18 protein-coding genes and 2 other annotated features are annotated in these 18,029 nt (G+C 40.5%); all 18 genes read left to right on the top strand.

The window, feature by feature from the left end; translation table 11 throughout:
• The first annotated feature begins 96 nt into the window (after nucleotides 1–96).
• Nucleotides 97–291, top strand: a binding site (T-box leader).
• 194 nt (nucleotides 292–485) lie between these two features.
• The 18 genes from AC4HCY_RS01635 to AC4HCY_RS01550 all read left to right on the top strand — a co-directional run bounded on the left by AC4HCY_RS01635 (nucleotide 486) and on the right by AC4HCY_RS01550 (nucleotide 17,969).
• Complete coding sequence (locus AC4HCY_RS01635) at nucleotides 486–1,556, top strand: pyridoxal-phosphate-dependent aminotransferase family protein (RefSeq protein ID WP_491095248.1); 1,071 nt, start codon at nucleotides 486–488, stop codon at nucleotides 1,554–1,556.
• Between the two features lie 171 nt (nucleotides 1,557–1,727).
• Entirely contained in the window at nucleotides 1,728–2,669 is a 942-nt protein-coding gene (locus AC4HCY_RS01630) for a D-2-hydroxyacid dehydrogenase (protein ID WP_323432995.1), read from the top strand.
• Nucleotides 2,647–3,894, top strand: coding sequence for a DUF1015 domain-containing protein (locus tag AC4HCY_RS01625; protein ID WP_491095247.1), 1,248 nt, complete (start codon nucleotides 2,647–2,649; stop codon nucleotides 3,892–3,894). Before AC4HCY_RS01630 ends, AC4HCY_RS01625 begins: the two co-directional genes overlap by 23 nt.
• A gap of 316 nt (nucleotides 3,895–4,210) precedes the next feature.
• Nucleotides 4,211–4,867: a GntR family transcriptional regulator gene (locus AC4HCY_RS01620; protein ID WP_323432997.1), complete on the top strand. Its 657-nt coding sequence runs from the start codon at nucleotides 4,211–4,213 to the stop codon at nucleotides 4,865–4,867.
• A 264-nt stretch (nucleotides 4,868–5,131) separates the two neighbouring features.
• On the top strand, nucleotides 5,132–5,830 hold the full coding sequence (locus AC4HCY_RS01615; RefSeq protein WP_323432998.1) for a response regulator transcription factor: 699 nt from the start codon (nucleotides 5,132–5,134) through the stop codon (nucleotides 5,828–5,830).
• The gene (locus tag AC4HCY_RS01610) at nucleotides 5,820–7,400 is read left to right on the top strand and encodes a sensor histidine kinase (protein WP_491095246.1); all 1,581 of its coding nucleotides are present in this window, start codon (nucleotides 5,820–5,822) and stop codon (nucleotides 7,398–7,400) included. Before AC4HCY_RS01615 ends, AC4HCY_RS01610 begins: the two co-directional genes overlap by 11 nt.
• Before the next feature lie 228 nt (nucleotides 7,401–7,628).
• The gene (locus AC4HCY_RS01605) at nucleotides 7,629–8,213 is read left to right on the top strand and encodes a hypothetical protein (protein ID WP_491095245.1); all 585 of its coding nucleotides are present in this window, start codon (nucleotides 7,629–7,631) and stop codon (nucleotides 8,211–8,213) included.
• A complete protein-coding gene (locus AC4HCY_RS01600; protein WP_323432541.1) occupies nucleotides 8,210–8,881 on the top strand; it encodes a TVP38/TMEM64 family protein in 672 nt (223 codons plus the stop codon). Before AC4HCY_RS01605 ends, AC4HCY_RS01600 begins: the two co-directional genes overlap by 4 nt.
• 326 nt (nucleotides 8,882–9,207) lie before the next feature.
• Nucleotides 9,208–10,653 (top strand): proline--tRNA ligase, encoded by a 1,446-nt coding sequence (proS, locus tag AC4HCY_RS01595; protein WP_491095244.1) that lies wholly within the window; start codon nucleotides 9,208–9,210, stop codon nucleotides 10,651–10,653.
• A 132-nt stretch (nucleotides 10,654–10,785) separates the two neighbouring features.
• Nucleotides 10,786–10,988 (top strand) — a binding site (T-box leader).
• Nucleotides 10,989–11,039: 51 nt separating this feature from the next.
• Nucleotides 11,040–12,311, top strand: a complete 1,272-nt coding sequence (serS, locus tag AC4HCY_RS01590; protein ID WP_491095243.1) for a serine--tRNA ligase — start codon at nucleotides 11,040–11,042, stop codon at nucleotides 12,309–12,311.
• Between the two features lie 140 nt (nucleotides 12,312–12,451).
• A complete protein-coding gene (locus AC4HCY_RS01585; RefSeq protein ID WP_323432544.1) occupies nucleotides 12,452–13,027 on the top strand; it encodes a DNA-3-methyladenine glycosylase I in 576 nt (191 codons plus the stop codon).
• 30 nt (nucleotides 13,028–13,057) lie between these two features.
• Nucleotides 13,058–13,531: a GNAT family N-acetyltransferase gene (locus AC4HCY_RS01580; protein ID WP_491095242.1), complete on the top strand. Its 474-nt coding sequence runs from the start codon at nucleotides 13,058–13,060 to the stop codon at nucleotides 13,529–13,531.
• 37 nt (nucleotides 13,532–13,568) lie between these two features.
• Nucleotides 13,569–13,934 (top strand): DUF4180 domain-containing protein, encoded by a 366-nt coding sequence (locus tag AC4HCY_RS01575; RefSeq protein ID WP_323432546.1) that lies wholly within the window; start codon nucleotides 13,569–13,571, stop codon nucleotides 13,932–13,934.
• 23 nt (nucleotides 13,935–13,957) lie between these two features.
• Nucleotides 13,958–14,629, top strand: coding sequence for an MBL fold metallo-hydrolase (locus AC4HCY_RS01570; protein ID WP_323432547.1), 672 nt, complete (start codon nucleotides 13,958–13,960; stop codon nucleotides 14,627–14,629).
• An 11-nt stretch (nucleotides 14,630–14,640) separates the two neighbouring features.
• Nucleotides 14,641–15,516, top strand: coding sequence for a GNAT family N-acetyltransferase (locus AC4HCY_RS01565; protein WP_323432548.1), 876 nt, complete (start codon nucleotides 14,641–14,643; stop codon nucleotides 15,514–15,516).
• Between the two features lie 17 nt (nucleotides 15,517–15,533).
• Entirely contained in the window at nucleotides 15,534–16,301 is a 768-nt protein-coding gene (locus tag AC4HCY_RS01560; RefSeq protein ID WP_323432549.1) for an alpha/beta fold hydrolase, read from the top strand.
• Nucleotides 16,302–16,450: 149 nt separating this feature from the next.
• Nucleotides 16,451–17,032, top strand: a complete 582-nt coding sequence (gene lepB, locus AC4HCY_RS01555; protein ID WP_323432550.1) for a signal peptidase I — start codon at nucleotides 16,451–16,453, stop codon at nucleotides 17,030–17,032.
• 10 nt (nucleotides 17,033–17,042) lie between these two features.
• Complete coding sequence (locus AC4HCY_RS01550) at nucleotides 17,043–17,969, top strand: outer membrane protein assembly factor BamD (RefSeq protein WP_323432551.1); 927 nt, start codon at nucleotides 17,043–17,045, stop codon at nucleotides 17,967–17,969.
• The last annotated feature ends 60 nt before the right edge of the window (nucleotides 17,970–18,029 follow it).

Below are 18,029 nucleotides of genomic sequence, written 5' to 3'. Positions count from 1 at the left end.
CATTGAGCAATGGATTTATTCATCACAATCTTTTTTAAAATTATCGATTTACCTATTGCATTTTTAAAAAAGAGAGTGTATAATAATTCAAAATAGGTAAAACTGGTGACAGGGAAAATGATAAACACTTGGTTGAGAGAGCCTGCGTTTGGTGCAAGCAGGTCCGGGATTTTATCTTATCCACCCTGGAGGGATTGCGAAGAGCAAAACGGGGGCAGCCGTTACACTGCATAGAGAGGATCACTGGATCAATTTGGGTGGTAACGCGGAAGTAAGTCTTTCGTCCCTTTTATGGGACGGAGGACTTTTTTTAACTCACAGGAAAGTATGGATTTGCTTCAATAGATACTTTTCGCTGAATGGGTTTCTTCAGTATATCCAAAAGATCTATTGGTTAATTTGGGTGGCAACACGGAAGAAGAGTCTTTCGTCCCTTTGGGGATGAAAGACTTTTATTTTTTTATTTTAAAAAGGGAGGCAGAAAAATGCACAAAAAACTATTTATTCCGGGTCCTATTGATGTAAAGCAGGATGTGCTGGAGCAAATGACAAGGCCTATGATAGGGCACAGGTCTAAGGAGGCTTCTATACTTCAGAGGAGTATAAGTGAAAAGCTCCAAGAAGTTTTTTATACAAAGGAGCAAATCCTTCTTTCTACTTCTTCAGGCTCCGGACTGATGGAAGGGGCAATCAGATCGTGCACAAGGAAAAAAGCGGCTGTATTTTCTGTAGGAGCTTTTGGAGACCGCTGGTACAAGATGGCAGCATCCAACAATGTGCCGTCAGACAAATTTACCGTTGAGCCGGGAGAAGCAACTAAACCAGAGGCGGTGGACGAAGCTCTTGCAACCGGGAAGTATGATTTGATCACAATTACACATAATGAAACCTCTACAGGGGTCATGAATCCGGTGGAGGAGATTTCAAAGGTGATGAAAAAATATCCGGAGGTCATCTGGTGCCTGGATGCGGTGAGCTCTATGGCAGGAACAAAGATTGAAGTAGATAAGCTAGGTGTAGATATATGCATCACTTCAACTCAGAAATGCTTTGGTATGCCTCCGGGAATGGCCGCAGCATCTATGTCCAAGAAGGCTGTAGAAGCGGTAAAGCAGGTAAAATACAGGGGCGTATATTTGGACCTTTTGGAGCTTTATGAATACATTCAGAAGAAGGATCATCAATATCCATCTACACCGGCAATACCTATAATGTATGCCATGGATTATCAACTGGATAAGATCTTGTCCGAGGGACTTGAAAAAAGATTTGCCAGGCATTTAGAGATGGCTCAATATGTAAGGGCCTGGGCTAAGAAGAATTTTGAGATTTTTCCCAAAGAAGAGTATACCTCAAATACGCTGACCACCGTAAAGAACACAAGGGGGATTGATGTAGCTTCATTAAATAGGGAGCTAGGAAGCAGGGAATATGCAATATCCAACGGCTATGGGGATTTAAAGGAAAAGACCTTCAGGATCTCTCATATGGGGGATTACACCTTGGATGATGTAAAGGGCCTGATACAAGAGATAGATGATATTTTAGGCAAATAGGGGAAACGGGGAGGACGGAAAACGCGGATTAACACGGAGGGGGTTAGTTAAGTTTTAAACTCCAGTGAATGAAGTCTCGTTCAAGGTTACAAAAAAGATCTGTGAGGAATCCCCTAATCTAGAGGCTAGAGGCTCATCCAAGACTGATAAAGAAAGGGAGGAGAGAAAATAATGTTAAAAATATTAGTAGCGGATGGAATGGAAAAAGCAGCTGTAGAAAAGCTGAAGGATATGAAATTTGAAGTAGTGGAACAATATCATGAACAGGAAGAGCTTATGGAAAAAATCAAAGAATTCGATGTTTTGGTAGTACGTTCAGCCACCAAGGTCAGAAAACCTGTCATAGATGCTGCCTGCGAGACTGGCAGATTAAAGCTTGTCATACGAGGCGGAGTAGGGGTTGACAATATAGATGCGGATTATGCAAGGGCTAAGGGGATCATCGTAAGGAATACCCCCAATGCAAGCAGCGCATCTGTGGCTGAATTGGTAATAGGACATATGTTCAACCTGGCCAGATTTATTCACAACTCAAATGTTACTATGAGGCAGGGGAAATGGAACAAAAAAGCCTATGAAGGGATTGAAATCTTTGGCAAGACACTAGGTGTCATCGGATTTGGAAGAATTGGAAGGGAAACGGCAAAAAAAGCAAAAGCCTTAGGAATGAATGTGGTATATACTGATATTGCAGGAGAAATAAATGGATTCCCCGAATATAAATACCTGTCCATGGACGATTTGCTGGCTGTTTCGGATTTTATGACCCTTCATGTTCCTTACAGTGGGGAAAGGGCAGTTATAGGCAGAGAAGAGATAGGTAAAATGAAGGATGGAGCATATATAATAAATTGCGCCAGGGGAGGAGTGGTGGATGAAGGAGCACTGATAGAGGCTCTCGATTCCGGCAAGCTGGCGGGGGCAGCAATGGATGTGTTCGTGGAAGAGCCGGCAAAGAACTGCCCGCTGTGCAGCCATGACAAGGTATCCTGCACTCCTCATATAGGTGCATCTACCATGGAAGCCCAGGAGAGGATCGGAGAGGAAATCGTAAATATAATTTTGGACTTTGTGCAGGAGGGCGAATTAAATGGCTGTGCTGAAAGCCTTTAGGGCAATAAGGCCGGTACCTGAGCTTGCTTCGAGGGTAGCGGCGCTGCCCTATGATGTTATGAACAGTGAAGAAGCTCGGAGAATGGTTGAAGGAAACCCTTATTCATTCCTTCATATAGATAAAGCGGAGGTAGATCTTGACCCATCTGTAGATATCCATGATGAAAGAGTATATGATAAAGCGAGAGAAAATCTGGAAGCTATGAAGGAAAAGGGCTGGCTGAAAAAGGATGAAAAAGAAAGCTTGTATATATACAAGCAGGTAATGGATGGTAATGGGCAGATTGGCCTGGTGGGCTGTGTCTCTGCAGATGATTATATGAATAACAGGATAAAGAAGCATGAAAACACTAGAAAAGATAAGGAGCAAGATAGAATAAACCATGTGAAGCATTGCAATGCAAACACGGGACCGATATTTCTGATGTATAGGGCCCAAGAAGAAATCTCTGAAATAATTGATCAATGGATGAAGGGGAATGCTCCTGTATATGACTTTATCTCAGAGGACGCCATAGAGCATGTGGTTTGGGCTATTGATGATGATGAGACCATAAAATCCCTCGTATCCTTGTTTGGCGGTTTGGACAACCTTTATATCGCAGACGGACATCACAGAGCTGCATCCGCCGTGGAAGTGGCCAGGATGAAAAGAAGAGAAAACCCCGATTATAAAGGGGATGAAGAGTTCAATTATTTCCTGGCGGTTTTGTTCCCTCACAATGAACTGAGGATAATGGATTATAACAGAGTTGTAAAGGATTTAAATGGGTATACGGCCGAGGCCTTTATGGAAAAGGTCAATGAAAAATTTATGGCGGAAAAGTTCTCCGGCAAAGAGCGGTATAAGCCTGATGAGAAGCATACTTTTGGTATGTATCTTGATAATAAATGGTATAAGTTGACCGCCAAGGAAGGGACCTTTAATCCCCATGATGCAGTAGGCAGTCTCGATGTATCCATACTGCAGGATAATCTTTTGAATCCGATACTGGGCATCACAGACCCTAGGACTGATGACAGAATAGATTTTGTAGGAGGAATAAGAGGATTGGAGGAATTGGAAAAGAGGGTAAATGAAGAAATGGCGGCGGCCTTTTCTATGTATCCAACCTCGATAGAAGATTTGATGGCTATTGCAGATGCAGGAGAAATCATGCCTCCCAAGTCCACCTGGTTCGAGCCCAAGCTGAGAAGCGGACTTTTCATACATGATTTGGATTAAAACAGCCCTATAATAATTACAACTGCTTTACCATCGCTTTTCCAGCAAGTACGGCATATAGTAATCGGCTATATCAAATCTGGCACTTAAGAATCTGAGCATTGGAGGCTCATATGTGAATTTCAGGCCCTTAATCTTGCCTCTGTCCTTATATAGCTTGATGCATTCATACCAGCCTATTGAATATGTGATATATTAGATTTTTTGGTGTGTAAATACTTTATTGACAGGCATCCGCTAAAGATTTAGGAGTCTTGACAAAATAGGTTTATTTTTATATGATTAAAAAAACGACGGATTAGGGTAAGTGATTGAAATGGCAGAGATTATAAAAAAATCTTTATCTGAGCAGATTTATGATGTGTTAAAAGAGGAGATACTCAATCATCAAATAGGGTTTGGTAAAAAGCTTACGAATCGAGAATTGCAAGAGCGTTTTGGGGTCAGCTCCACTCCTGTCCGTGATGCAATCAACAGGCTTTATCAGGATAATCTGATTGAGGAGATTACAAAGGTAGGGGCTAAGATTATCGACTTCAGCCTGGAAAATGCGTTAGAGATCAATGAGTTGATTGGGTTGCTGTGCAGGGATGCGGTGATTCTTTCCGCAAAGAATGGTGATATCGATGAAATATCTGCCTTGCTTGAAGAATCCATCATCAATCAAGAAAGATACATTGACGATGACGAGTACTTATATTATGATTATCTTTTTCACTTGCTATTTTTTGATCACTCGAACAATAGCAAGCTCAGAGAAATATATATAAGGTATAATACTTTACGTTCTATTTTAGTAAAATGTTATTACTCCAATAACACCAGTAAAGCGGAATCCATTAATCAACACAGAAATATACTGGAGCATTATCGCGCCGGAAATATAAAAATCGCAGCAGATACGATGAGTGCTCACTTTGAACATGCAGAAATTTTCATAAAGGAAAATTATGATAAGTATTTTGGCATCTAGTGGTACCGCGAGCGCAACCTTTGTCTCATTGTGGAGACGAAGGTTTATTTTTTTCAAATAGGATGGGTCAAGAATTTTTTATAGTAAATTAAGAAGAGAAACCTTCTTGCCAAAGTTAAAATAATATTCATGATCTCACGTGCAGTTAAAGCCTTAAGAAAATCTTAATATTTCCCGAAGGTTTTATTAAGAAATTTATTATATAATATAAAGCAGCTGTTATAAAAAGCATACGATTGATAAATCTGGTGGTGGGATAGTACTATGACAAATAAAGAAACTGTGCTTATTGTTGACGACGAAAAGGAGATAAGTGATTTAATCGGAATATACCTGAAGAATGAGGGCTATACTGTGCTGAAAGCCTCTGACGGGCTGGAGGCCCTTGAAGTTTTGAAAAAGAATGAAGTTCATCTGATCATTCTTGATATTATGATGCCCAAAATGGATGGAATTCAGGCATGCATGAGGATAAGGGAAGAAAAAAACATGCCTATAATCATGCTGTCTGCTAAGAGCCAGGATATGGATAAGATCATGGGGCTTAGTACCGGCGCCGATGATTATGTAACAAAGCCTTTTAACCCTTTGGAGCTTATCGCCCGCGTCAAATCCCAGCTAAGGCGGTACACAAGGCTTAATATACCCAACGAGAAGAAAAAGGATGAAATCGATATCGGCAATCTCAGCATAAATGTTGCTACCCATGAGGTGATCGTAGATGGCAAAGAGGTGAAGCTGACCCCCAGGGAATTTGATATTCTTGAATTGCTTGCCAGAAATAAAGGCATTGTATTCAGCATAGAGAAAATATTTGAAAGTGTTTGGAAAGAAGATTATTATGAATCGGATAATACAGTCATGGTTCATATCCGAAAAATAAGAGAGAAGATTGAAGTGAACCCAAGAAAACCGCAATATATAAAAACGGTATGGGGGGTAGGCTATAAATTTGAAAGTTAGATTCTCACCATTTTGGTTGGTAAAACCATTGATTTGGTTAATGAAGCCGATGTTTTGGCTGATAAAAAAGTTGCTTTGGCCGATAAAGCAATTATCTAGGCCTTTAGGCGTGATTTTTCGAGCAATTCGCAGTAGAATAAAGGCCAGTATCCGCATGCAATTGATTTTGACATTTACTATTTGCCTTTTATTATCTATAACAATCAGTTCTGTTACGTCTGCTTTTTTAGTTAACAATACAAGAAAGGCTCGTATAGAATATAATCTTGGCAAATATCAAATCGATGAGGCTGTCAGGTATATTGCGGAGCAATTGGCTCAAGACTATTCTTTCCAGTGGGATGATAAAGCTATTCAGGAAATTATTGATGACTCTGTTGGAGAGCATAACTATAAAGTAATAATTGCAGATGTCGATGGTAAGGTGCTTTATAAATCAAGGAATGCAATAGAAACTAAGATAGACCTATACAGCGTAATTGAAAATGCAATAGGTGTGGGGACTGAACAGGACTACAAAGAGGTGCCATTGGAGTATTCCAGTTTCTATCCGTCCCAAGTAAATCGAACAAAGGTTTACGTTATAGGTATGGGGGTACCTGAATCAAATATAGTCTATATAAAAAATGGAGGTTTTGGGGTATTTTTAGGGAGCGTTGCAGCCTTTGTTGCTGTATTTGCTATCTCATTCCAGATGTTTACAAGAAAAAAGATGAAATATATAGAGGAGCTTGCCGCAGGGCTTCGGATCATATCAACCGGCAACCTTGACTTCAGGGTAGTGAGCAAAGGCTCTGATGAAATGGCTTCTTTTGCTGATAATATAAATAGCATGGCAGAGGAGCTTAAGCGCAAAATAGAAGAAGAACGAAGAGCGGAGAAAACTAAAAATGAATTGATAACCAACATATCACATGACCTGAGAACCCCGCTTACCTCTATTATGGGCTACTTAAAACTGGTCAGCGATAAAAAATATGAAAATGACAAGCAGTTGAAGGAGTATATCAATATAGCTTATGGGAAGTCTGAAAAACTAAAAATACTAATTGATGATCTTTTTGAATATACTAAGATATCCGGCCAGGGTGTAAGGTTGAATATCACTGATGTGAATATCAGCGAGCTGCTGGAACAGTTGGTTGAGGAACTGGTTCCCGTCGGCGAAGAAAATGGATTGGAATTTGTGAAGCAAATTTCCAATGAAAAAATGATTGCGCGTGTTGATGCGGATTTAATAGCCAGAGCTTTCGAAAATCTTCTGATGAATGCTATCAGATACTCTTATAAACCAGGTAAGATACTGGTAATGGTATGCCGTCAGAATGGCAAAGTCCTTATATGCATAGAAAATAATGGGGATGCAATACCATCAGATGAACTGCATAATCTTTTCGATCGATTCTACCGGCTGGAGAAGTCCAGATCAGCAGGTACAGGAGGCTCAGGACTCGGTCTTGCTATCGCTAAAAACATAGTGGATCTCCATCATGGAGATATCTGGGCTGAGTGTGAAGGAAACATCATAAGATTCTTCGTAGGGCTGCCCCTGGGGCCGCTTTCAGATTAACGCATTAAATATTCTACATAGCTGTTATGCTGTAAAAACTTTTTCACGTTATATATAGATAAGTAAAATAAGCTATTTATATGGCTTATTTTTTATGCATTAAATATGCATGCCGGTAAAGAAACAAAATTGTAAGACAATGTTAAGATAATCTTAAGATTTCCTTCAATGATTGTTAAGCTCCGTATTGCATAATGGATTCATCACATAAAAAGGAGCTGCTCGATCATGGACAAAAATCATCTTTATATTGTTCTGACCAGGACAAATACAGTATTATCAAGGCTCATAAGACTATTTATGAATGATGAATATACACATGCTTCAATAGCATTGGACAGAGACCTCAACAAAATGTACAGCTTCGGAAGGAAATACATATACAATCCTTTTATAGGCAGGTTTAAAAGGGAGTATATAGATGATGGGTTTTATAGGCTTCAGAAGGAAGTGCCCTGTATAGTATTGGAGGTTAAGGTCTCAAAGCAGCAGTACGAAAAGGCTCAAAGCGTGGTTGGCGGATTCATCTCGAAGAGTCATCTTTATAAATACAATTATAAGGGATTGTTCTATAACTTATTTGATGTGGAGAGATATGAAGATAAGCGTTTTGTATGTTCTGAATTTGTATATTATGTTTTGAATCAAAGCGGCATTGCAGATTTAAATATGCCCGGCAACCTGGTCAGACCTCAAAGCTTATTGGATATAAAGAGCAATATCGTATTCAAAGGTGACTTGAAGCATTTTGGAAAGCGGGAGAACCATTATATGATAGAGAGAAACTGCATCAGGGGGTTAAGTGCTATATGAATAACAAAGGGGAAAAGCTCAGATATGCTTATTGGTTTTTGGGGATCATGGGAGGATTAATCGGGGCGGCAGTATATATAAAAGCAAGCGGTATTCTGGATATCATCACATCGCTGGAAGCATTTAAGGAGTATATCATCGGGTTTGGAGCAAAGGCGGATTTAGCCTTTTTTATAATTCAGCTTGCATCCGTTATTGTTGCCCCAATACCCAGCAATATAAGCTCAGCTGCAGGAGGGATGATATTCGGCTTGTGGAAGGCGTTTTTCATCAGTGTGTCGGCAATAATATGCGGTTCAATTGCGGTATTTGTGCTGGCAAGAAAATGGGGGAAGCCCTTTGCCGATAGATTTATCAGCCCCAAAATTGCAAATAAGTATGGACGCCTTCTTGCGCGCAAGGGAGATATACTGCTTGCACTAATATTCTTTCTTCCATTTTTCCCGGATGACGCGATTTGTATTGTAGCAGGACTAAGCAGGATAAAATTCAGCAAATTTTTTATTATTACTCTGCTGACACGGCCTTGGGGGATTCTGGCTGCATCAGCAGTGGGCTCAGCCGATATCGCGATCCGGTGGTGGGGTTGGGTAATAATTGGGCTCATATTTGCAGCATTGTACCTGTTTGTATCAAATTACCACAGAAAAGCTGAGAGTCAGCTCTGATGAATCTAATAATATGTTGACGATATCGACACAATAATATATAATAAGCCTAAAATGATATTAAGCAATGAAGAGGAAAAAAGAGCAAGCAATCCGAAAGAGAGAAAGACTCATAGGCTGAGAGGTCTTTCAGGTAAAGGCTGCTTCAACCCACCTCAGAGCTGCTGGCGAAGAGCCAGGCCGGTGAGCCGCCGATAAGGGCTTTGAGATAGCATGATATTCATGCTAAATTGGGTGGTACCACGAGCACAACCTTCGTCCCATTATGGAGATGAAGGTTTATTTTTTTTTCAAATATATATCTATCGATTAAGGAGTGATTTTTTATGGAAAATAAGAAGGAACAGGATTTTGTAAAAGAGATTACCCCTATGGAAGAGGATTTCTCTCAATGGTACACAGATGTAATACTAAAAACTGATATGGTGGATTACGCTCCCGTTAAAGGGTGCATGGTCATAAAACCCTATGGTTATGGAGTATGGGAAGGCATACAAAGAGTAGCAGACAGAAGATTTAAAGAAACAGGGCACAAAAACGCCTATTTTCCTTTGCTCATACCAGAAAGCTTTCTAAAGAAGGAAGCGGACCACTTCGAAGGCTTCGCACCAGAGGTTTTATGGGTCACTCACGGCGGCAACGAAAGATTGGCAGAAAAGCTGTTTATAAGGCCTACATCAGAGACTATAATTTGTACCATGTATTCAAAATGGGTTCAATCCTATAGGGATTTACCGGTTCTTATCAATCAGTGGTGCAATGTTATAAGATGGGAAAAGACTACCAGGCCATTCTTGAGAACTGCTGAATTCCTGTGGCAGGAAGGACATACAGTTCATGCAACTGAAGAGGAAGCACAGGAAGAAACCTTGAGGATGCTTGAGGTTTACAGACAGGTAGCAGAGGACGAATTGGCCATGCCTGTTATATTGGGGGAAAAGAGTGAGAAGGAAAGGTTTGCGGGAGCCAACAAGACCTATACCATGGAAGCTATGATGCATGACGGCAAGGCTTTGCAGGCAGGAACCTCTCATAATCTGGGGCAGAATTTTGCAAAGATGTTTGATATACAATTCCTTGATAAGGACGGGATAAGAAAATACGGCTGGAGCACCTCCTGGGGCATATCCACCAGATTGATAGGCGGCATCATAATGGTGCATGGAGATAACAGAGGGCTGATGATGCCTCCGAGGGTTGCACCTGTTCAGGTTGTTATCCTGCCTATAGCATTCCATAAGGAAGGCGTATTGGATAAGGCTTATGAAATAAAGAGCGAATTGGCAAAGAACTTCAGAGTTGAAATGGATGACAGGGATACCTACAGCCCGGGCTGGAAGTTTAACTATTGGGAAATGAAGGGTGTGCCCCTCAGACTTGAAATAGGTCCGAAGGATATTGAAAAGAATCAAGTTACTGCAGTGAGAAGGGATACTCTTGAGAAATTTACGATATCTATGGATGGCTTGACCCAAAAGATCGGGGAAATATTGGATGACATCCATCAAAACATGTTTAATATGGCATTAAAGAATAGGGAAGAAAAAACTTACACTACCACTGATTATGAGGAAATAAAGAGAATAATGAAAGAAACTCCCGGCTTTGTAAAAACCATGTGGTGCGGAAGCAGGGAATGCGAAGATAAGCTGAAGGAAGAGACATCGGCTACCATAAGATGCTTGCCCTTTGAACAGGAGGAATTGGGGGATACATGTCCCTTCTGCGGCAAAAAAGCTGAGCATATGATCTATGTAGCAAAGGCGTATTAATAGGACTCAGGATTCAGAACTCAGAGCTCAGGAGTAGAGCAGGGATCTGAGTAATACATTGGCTTTCGAAACTTTTGCATAAACTGCTTGAAAAATTTAATAATAAGTAGTAAAATGAAAAAAACTATATAGCAAAATGCATTGATGGGAAAAAGTAGATGAAACTGCTATAAAGAGAGTCGGCGGATGGTGAAAGCCGATATGCAAGACATTGAATTCCGTCCCGGAGCGGCCTGTGATGAGCAGGAGCGGTGAAACCGTTAGATTTTTGAGAGAGCAGCATCTGCTGATGCTGTTAACTAGGGTGGCAACGCGGATTACCTTTCGTCCCTTTTGTGGGGACGGAAGGTTTATTTTTTTACCAAAAATTTTAAGGAGGTAATTTTATGCTTGACATTAAAGAAATAAGAGCTAATGCAGAAGAAGTAATAAGAAAGCTGAAAAGAAGAGGCGGAGAATACAGGGTCGGGAAGATACTTGAATTGGATGAAAGAAGAAGGGCGTTCTTGGCTGCCGTTGAAGATCTGAAGGCTCAAAGGAATAAAGTATCCGAAGAAATAGCCAAGATCAAGAAGGCAAGAGGAAATGCGGATGGGCTGATTGCTGAGATGAAGGCAGTTTCCGATAGAATAAAGGAAGATGATGACAAAGTAAGGGAGATAGAGGATGAAATCAATCAAGAACTCTTGACCATCCCTAATACTCCCAATGACAGCATCCCTGACGGCAAATCCGACGCGGACAACAAGGAAATAAGGAGATGGGGAGAGCCCACTGAATTCCCCTATGAACCCAAGGCTCATTGGGATATAGGAGAGGACTTGGGCATATTGGATTTCGCCACCGCAGGAAAGGTCACAGGTGCCAGGTTCACATTCTACAGAGGCTTGGGCGCCAGGCTTGAAAGATCATTGATAAACTTCATGCTGGATACTCATACGGCAAATGGATATACCGAGATACTGCCTCCCTATATGGCCAACAGCAGGAGCATGCAGGGAACAGGCCAGCTTCCTAAATTTGAGGAAGATATGTTTAAAGTAAACAATACGGACTATTATCTCATACCTACCGCAGAGGTTCCTGTGACCAACATACACAGAGAAGAAATATTGGAAGGCGTGGAATTTCCTATAAAATATACTGCCTACAGCGCTTGCTTCAGAGCAGAAGCCGGCTCTGCAGGAAGAGATACCAGAGGGCTCATAAGGCAGCATCAGTTTAACAAGGTAGAGCTTGTGAAATTTGCTCATCCGGATAATTCCTACGAAGAGCTTGAGTCACTTACGAATGATGCAGAAAGGATTCTGCAACTTTTGGGCTTGCCCTATAGAGTAGTATGCCTGAGCGCAGGGGATATAGGATTTTCATCTGCCAAGACCTATGATTTGGAAGTGTGGATGCCCAGCTATAACAGGTATGTAGAAATATCAAGCTGCAGCAACTTTGAAGATTTCCAGGCAAGAAGGGCTGATATAAAATTTAAGGAAAACCCGAAGGCCAAGGCCAGGTTTGTTCACACCCTGAATGGCTCAGGAGTAGCGATAGGAAGAACAGTAGCCGCTATATTGGAAAACTTCCAGCAGGAGGATGGCAGCGTATTGGTGCCAGAGGTCCTAAGGCCTTATATGGGCGGGGTAGACAAAATAAAGAAGTAGCAGGATGGCGCTGAAACCGGTAATCAGGTTTCGGCGCTTTTTCTTTATTCTGGACAGAGGCTTTAAAGAAGGATATAATTTTCTAAAAGGTCAATGTAATACATTGGCATGTATGCCAATAAATTAAGGAGAAGCTTTTTATGAAGCGATGCAATTGGTGCGGTGAGGATCAGCTGTACATAAAATACCATGATGAAGAATGGGGCGTCCCTGCATTTGATGACAAAAAGCAATTTGAATTTCTTGTATTGGAATCTGCTCAAGCAGGGCTGAGCTGGATCACCATTTTAAGAAAAAGGGAGAACTACAGAAAGGCTTATGACGATTTTGACCCTGTATCGGTAGCAGGCTTTGGTGAAGAGAAGGTTCAAGAGCTGATGAAAAATGAAGGAATCATAAGAAACGAAAGGAAAATAAGAGCTTCAATAAACAATGCAAAAAGATTTCTGGAAGTTCAAAAAGAATTTGGAAGCTTTTGTGATTATATATGGGGATTTGTAGATCACAAGCCTATAATAAACTGCTGGACAAGTGAATCGGAGAATCCTGCGAAGACGGAACTGTCCGAGAGAATAAGCGCTGATATGAAGAAGAGAGGGTTTAAGTTTCTGGGGCCTGTAATAATATACTCCCATATGCAGGCTACAGGCCTGATCAATGATCATATAAAGGACTGCTTCAGGCATGGTGAGCTGGCCAAGGATAGCGGGATATAGGACGGAGACTAACAGTTGGAGGGATTGACAATGAATTATAGAAGGATTGAACTTAACGGCAGCAATAACGGCAAGAAAACAGATATGATTTTGATGCAGATCGCCAGATGGCATAACCTCACACCGAAGCTGTGGATACCGGATTACAAAGCTTCAACAGCCGATATAGATGAAACGATACAAAGGATTAAGAATACAAAGAGGGAAGACTTATTTATTGCGGTGGCAGAGGATGATCAGGGCCAAGCTCAGGGATTCATATGGGCGTGCAAGCAAGAAAAACCCAAAGAAAGCGTTATGATTTTATCTTTATATATTGCAGAAGGCTGCAGGAGACATGGAGCAGCAACAAATCTGAAAGCATTGCTGGAAGAATGGTGCCGGCTTGAGGGTATAAAGACCATACAAACAACGGTTCATTACAATAATTGCAGTATGATGGCGTTAAATCAGAAGCTCGGATATATCCCAGGAATGGTGAATATGACAAAAACCTTGCTTTAGAGTGGATGGTTATCATTGATTGGTTTGGAGGATTACTATGAAAATAACAACTATAAAAGAAAATAATACAGAAATTGCTGTTATAAGCAGCAGCAAAATATTGATAACAGATGTTCAGTCGGCACTGGATTTAATAGCAACGGTAAACTATGAAACAGGCTGTGACCGTATGATTTTGAACAAAGCAGCCCTATGTGAGGAGTTTTTCCAGTTGAGAACGAGGCTTGCGGGTGAAATACTGCAAAAGTTTATCAATTATCATATGAAGATAGCCATTGTAGGCGATTTTTCCGTCTATACAAGTAAAAGCTTGAAAGATTTCATTTATGAAAGCAACAAAGGAAATGCTATATTTTTCTTGCCAGGCGAAGAAGAGGCTGTCGAAAAATTGAGCGCAGTTTAGCTTTAAAGTAGAGGGGGGTTAATATGGATATAGAGAAAGTGGGAAGCAGGGGCACCCTATTCAAATTTAATGAAAAGGATTCAGCCTTTCCTCAAGACACATACGTATATTTAATAGATGCAGGGGAAAAGCTATTCCTCTGCGATACTCATGTGGGGCCCAAATCCATGGAGACTGTAAAAGAGTATTTAGATGCTCAAGGGCTTGGGAGCAAAGAAATCATAGTTTTCAATTCCCATGGAGACTGGGATCATATATGGGGAAATTGCGCTTTTCCAAATGCGGCAATTATAGCCCATGAAAGCTGCAGGCAGAGGATCATGGAGAACGGAGAAAGGGACCTGGAGAAATTTAAAGGCAAATATCATGACGGTTCCTTTAAGCTGAAGCTGCCCAATTTGACCTTTGACAGCAGATTGAGCTTTGATGATTACGGTATAGAGTTCATATATGCCCCGGGTCATACGGCAGATTCCGCTATTTGCTATGATAAAAGGGATTATGTTCTGTTTGTCGGGGATTTGGTGGAGCATCCATATCCGTATTTGAGCTATGATGATTTGGAAGCATATATTAAATCGCTGGAATACATAAAGGGCATCGGAGCCCGGACCGTTTTATGCGGCCACTCAGGCAGCGTGGATGAAAAGCTGATAAATGAAAACATCGCTTATATTAAAGAACGGATGAAATAGGGGGGACAGCTATGTACATTAAGTCACTTAACAGTTTAGATCCGGCTGTAGAGAAAGAAATAAGAGAAGTATACTCATACTGCAAAAAGCACGATAGCCTGAAAGCCAAGCTGCTTCTTGACGGTGCAGTAAACTTTAATCTGGAAATCAATTATTTGTTTTTGCTGTATGAAGAAGATAGGCTCATAAGCTTCTTATATATGTTCATGCCCACAGCCCAGGGCGCTGAAATATCAGCATATACATTGCCTGAATACAGAAGAAAAGGATGTTTCAAAAGGCTGCTATCGGAGGCAGCAGAACAGTTAAAAAGATATGATGTAAAGAATATGCTGCTTGTTTGTGAAAGCCAATGCCTATCGGGGCAGGAATGCATCAAAAGACTGGGCGGGAGCTATGACTTCACTGAATATTTTATGAGATTTGATATATCAGCCAATGTATTTGATAAGAGCTATGAATATAAGACTAAACTATATATGCCTGGCATATCGGATATAGAAAAGCTGTGCCATGTCAGCATGCTGGCATTTGACGAAACCCGTGAAGAGGCTGAAAGCTTTATTATAAATTGTTTTAATTCAAAGAATCGAAAAGCATATGCAACTTTCCGGGAAGACAAGATGATAGGCATAGGAAACGGATATCTCGGAGATGAAGAAGCAATAATATATGGGCTGGGAGTGCTTCCAGAATTTCAGGGCAGAGGCTTCGGCAAGGAGCTATTGCTTTTGATAATGAAGGACTTGCTGCAAAATGGATACAAAAACATAAGCCTTGAAGTAGACAGCAATAATTTGAGGGCCTTTGAGCTGTATAAAAGAAATGGTTTTGGGGTAGAGGTTGCCTTTGATTATTATAAGAAAGGCGTGCCATTGGATAGATAAGGAGGCTGACATCGATTATGCAAACGAAGGATACATTAAGGATATCGGAGGTGGAGCTTGGAGGCATACCTTGCCTGTATGTCAAACCAAGCTTTGTCATCAATGAAAGACCGGCAGTGATCTATTATCACGGATGGGAGTCAAATAAAGAAAATAATCTTTTTCTTGGAAAGGTATTGGCCTTTAACGGCTTTGAGGTGATCTTACCCGATGCTCTTCATCACGGCCGGAGGGGCGCTTTGAAAAGCTATAATGCAGAAGCATTGAAATCCTATTTCTGGAGGGTGATATTTAATTCGGTGACGGAATATAAAGCATTAAAAGAAGCTGCCGCAGAAAAGCTTGAAATAAACCCTGACAGGCTTGCCGTTATTGGAAGCTCCATGGGAGGCTTCATAGCCGGCGGAGTGTTCGCATCAAACCCGGAAATAAAATGCCTAATCAATATGAATGGAGCTTGCGCATGGGAGAAGGCAGAGATGAAGTTCAAGGAAATCGACCGGGAAAGACAAGGCCTGGCAGATGAAGATCAGCTTGAGCGAATAAGGCAATACGACCCCTGGTCGAAGAAGGATGAATTATATCCCAGGCCTATGCTTTTGCTGCATGGAGACAGTGATACTTCCATATCCGTAGATATCCAGAGATATTTTTTCGAAGGATTAAAGGAAGTATATAAGGATATGCCGGAAAGATTAAAATTTATTGTAACACCCAAGCTGAATCATTATAAGACCATCGGCATGGTGGAGGAGTCTGTAATCTGGCTTGAAAAATATTTGTAACAAATCCTGCAAAAATTGGGTCTAAAGAGATAGCACCTATAGATGGAGAAAAATGGGCAGGTATGATTTTAGCTGTTCTAATACTGGCAGCAGCCAACCTATGGGAGGCATATATGATAATAAATCGTTAAATACGGAGAGTGATGCGCATGAAAAAGATTTTTGAGTTTCTTGGAACTGTTGTAATAGCGTTTGCAATCGCAATGTTTTTAAAATCTACTGTATTTGCTATTCCGGAGATAAGGATGAATTCTATGGAAAACACACTTATCCAGGGCGAGAGGGTATTGGAGATCAAGTTCATCTATGACCTTACCGCTCCGAAAAGAGGAGAGGTGATCATTCTCGACAAGGACAACGCAAGCAAAGGGTTCTTTCTTGATTACGCCGATGAGATAAAGGAGACTATTGATGTTATCAGAGGTAAAGCTGGCAGGAATCATCTGATAAAAAGGATCATAGGGCTTCCCGGAGATGAAATAAAGATCGAGGAAGGCCAGGTATATATAAATGATGAATTGCTTGAGGAGGCCTATGTCAAGGGAGAGACCTATGCTGATGCTCTGGAGTTTCCGCTGATAGTGCCTGAAGGCAAGGTTTTCGTTATGGGGGATAACAGAGAGGTGAGCTTGGACAGCAGGCAGCTGGGCTTCATAGACTACAAGCAGATTGAAGGCAAGGCTGTGGCCAGGATATGGCCTTTAGACAAATTAAAAATAATTAAAAAGTGAGATGAAAACCATGAAAAGAAAGTTTTGTATTTTCATGCTTATAATATGTTCCATGCTTTTTGCAAGCTGCACAAGCCAAGCACCGAAAATTGGAAAAGAGGTATCAGCAGAGGCAAAGGATGAAATGTACAAGCTGGGAGATTATGAAAAAGCTGTGGCCCTATTAGACAAGCATCTAAAGGAAGCTTCACCGGAGAAAACCATGGTTACAAAAAATGATGAAATTCAAATAATGAAGCTTCAGAAGCTGAATGAGAATTATTATTTGGCAGCATATCAGATATCTCCTATTTATCCTCTGACAAATTTGAATTATGCTCTTGTAGGTTTTCAGGAAAACAGCTGCAGGACAATAAATCTTGACACTGGAGATTATATATCTGATGTATCCTATGACAATGGAATCATCTCTTTTTACTGCGAAGGCAATAATGTATTTAATGGCTTCAAAGTATTTCCTCATAATATAAATTATGATATAAAAAAAGGAGAATTTTCGAGAGAACAATTATATTACAGCTTAAAGCATGGATCCTTGGTTAATTTGGGAAATTGTGTAAACAAAATAGGGATAAAAAATATTGCAGAGAATAATAAGGAAATTACTTTTGATTTTAAAGAAGTAGAAGGTACTGTACTTGCAGGAGGTTGTTTTTGTCCTGCTATCAAATCAGGAGTATTATATGATGGCGAAGGCAATCAAAAATTTAGTTTGGATTTTGAAAATTTAATATTATCAAAAGAAGCAGAGAAAAAGATAATGGATTTAGCAGAGAAAGAATATATATCAAGTGTGGAGATTAAAAATTATGAAGACTTAATGGAAAACTACCACACGGTTGTATATTTCCGTTTTAAAGATGTCTCTGAATATACATGCAGCTTTAAATCTGATGAACAAACCGGTTTTGAGAGGTTTATTCTTACGTTAAGATAAGTTTAAATAAAAAAGGCGAAAGGGTAAAAAATATGATTAAATAAAGTTAAAGAGGTTGAA

The organism is Lutispora sp. QWL-02 (assembly GCF_058315355.1).
Note: the sequence above shows the minus strand (reverse complement) of the source record. Positions and strands in the feature narration are given on the sequence as shown.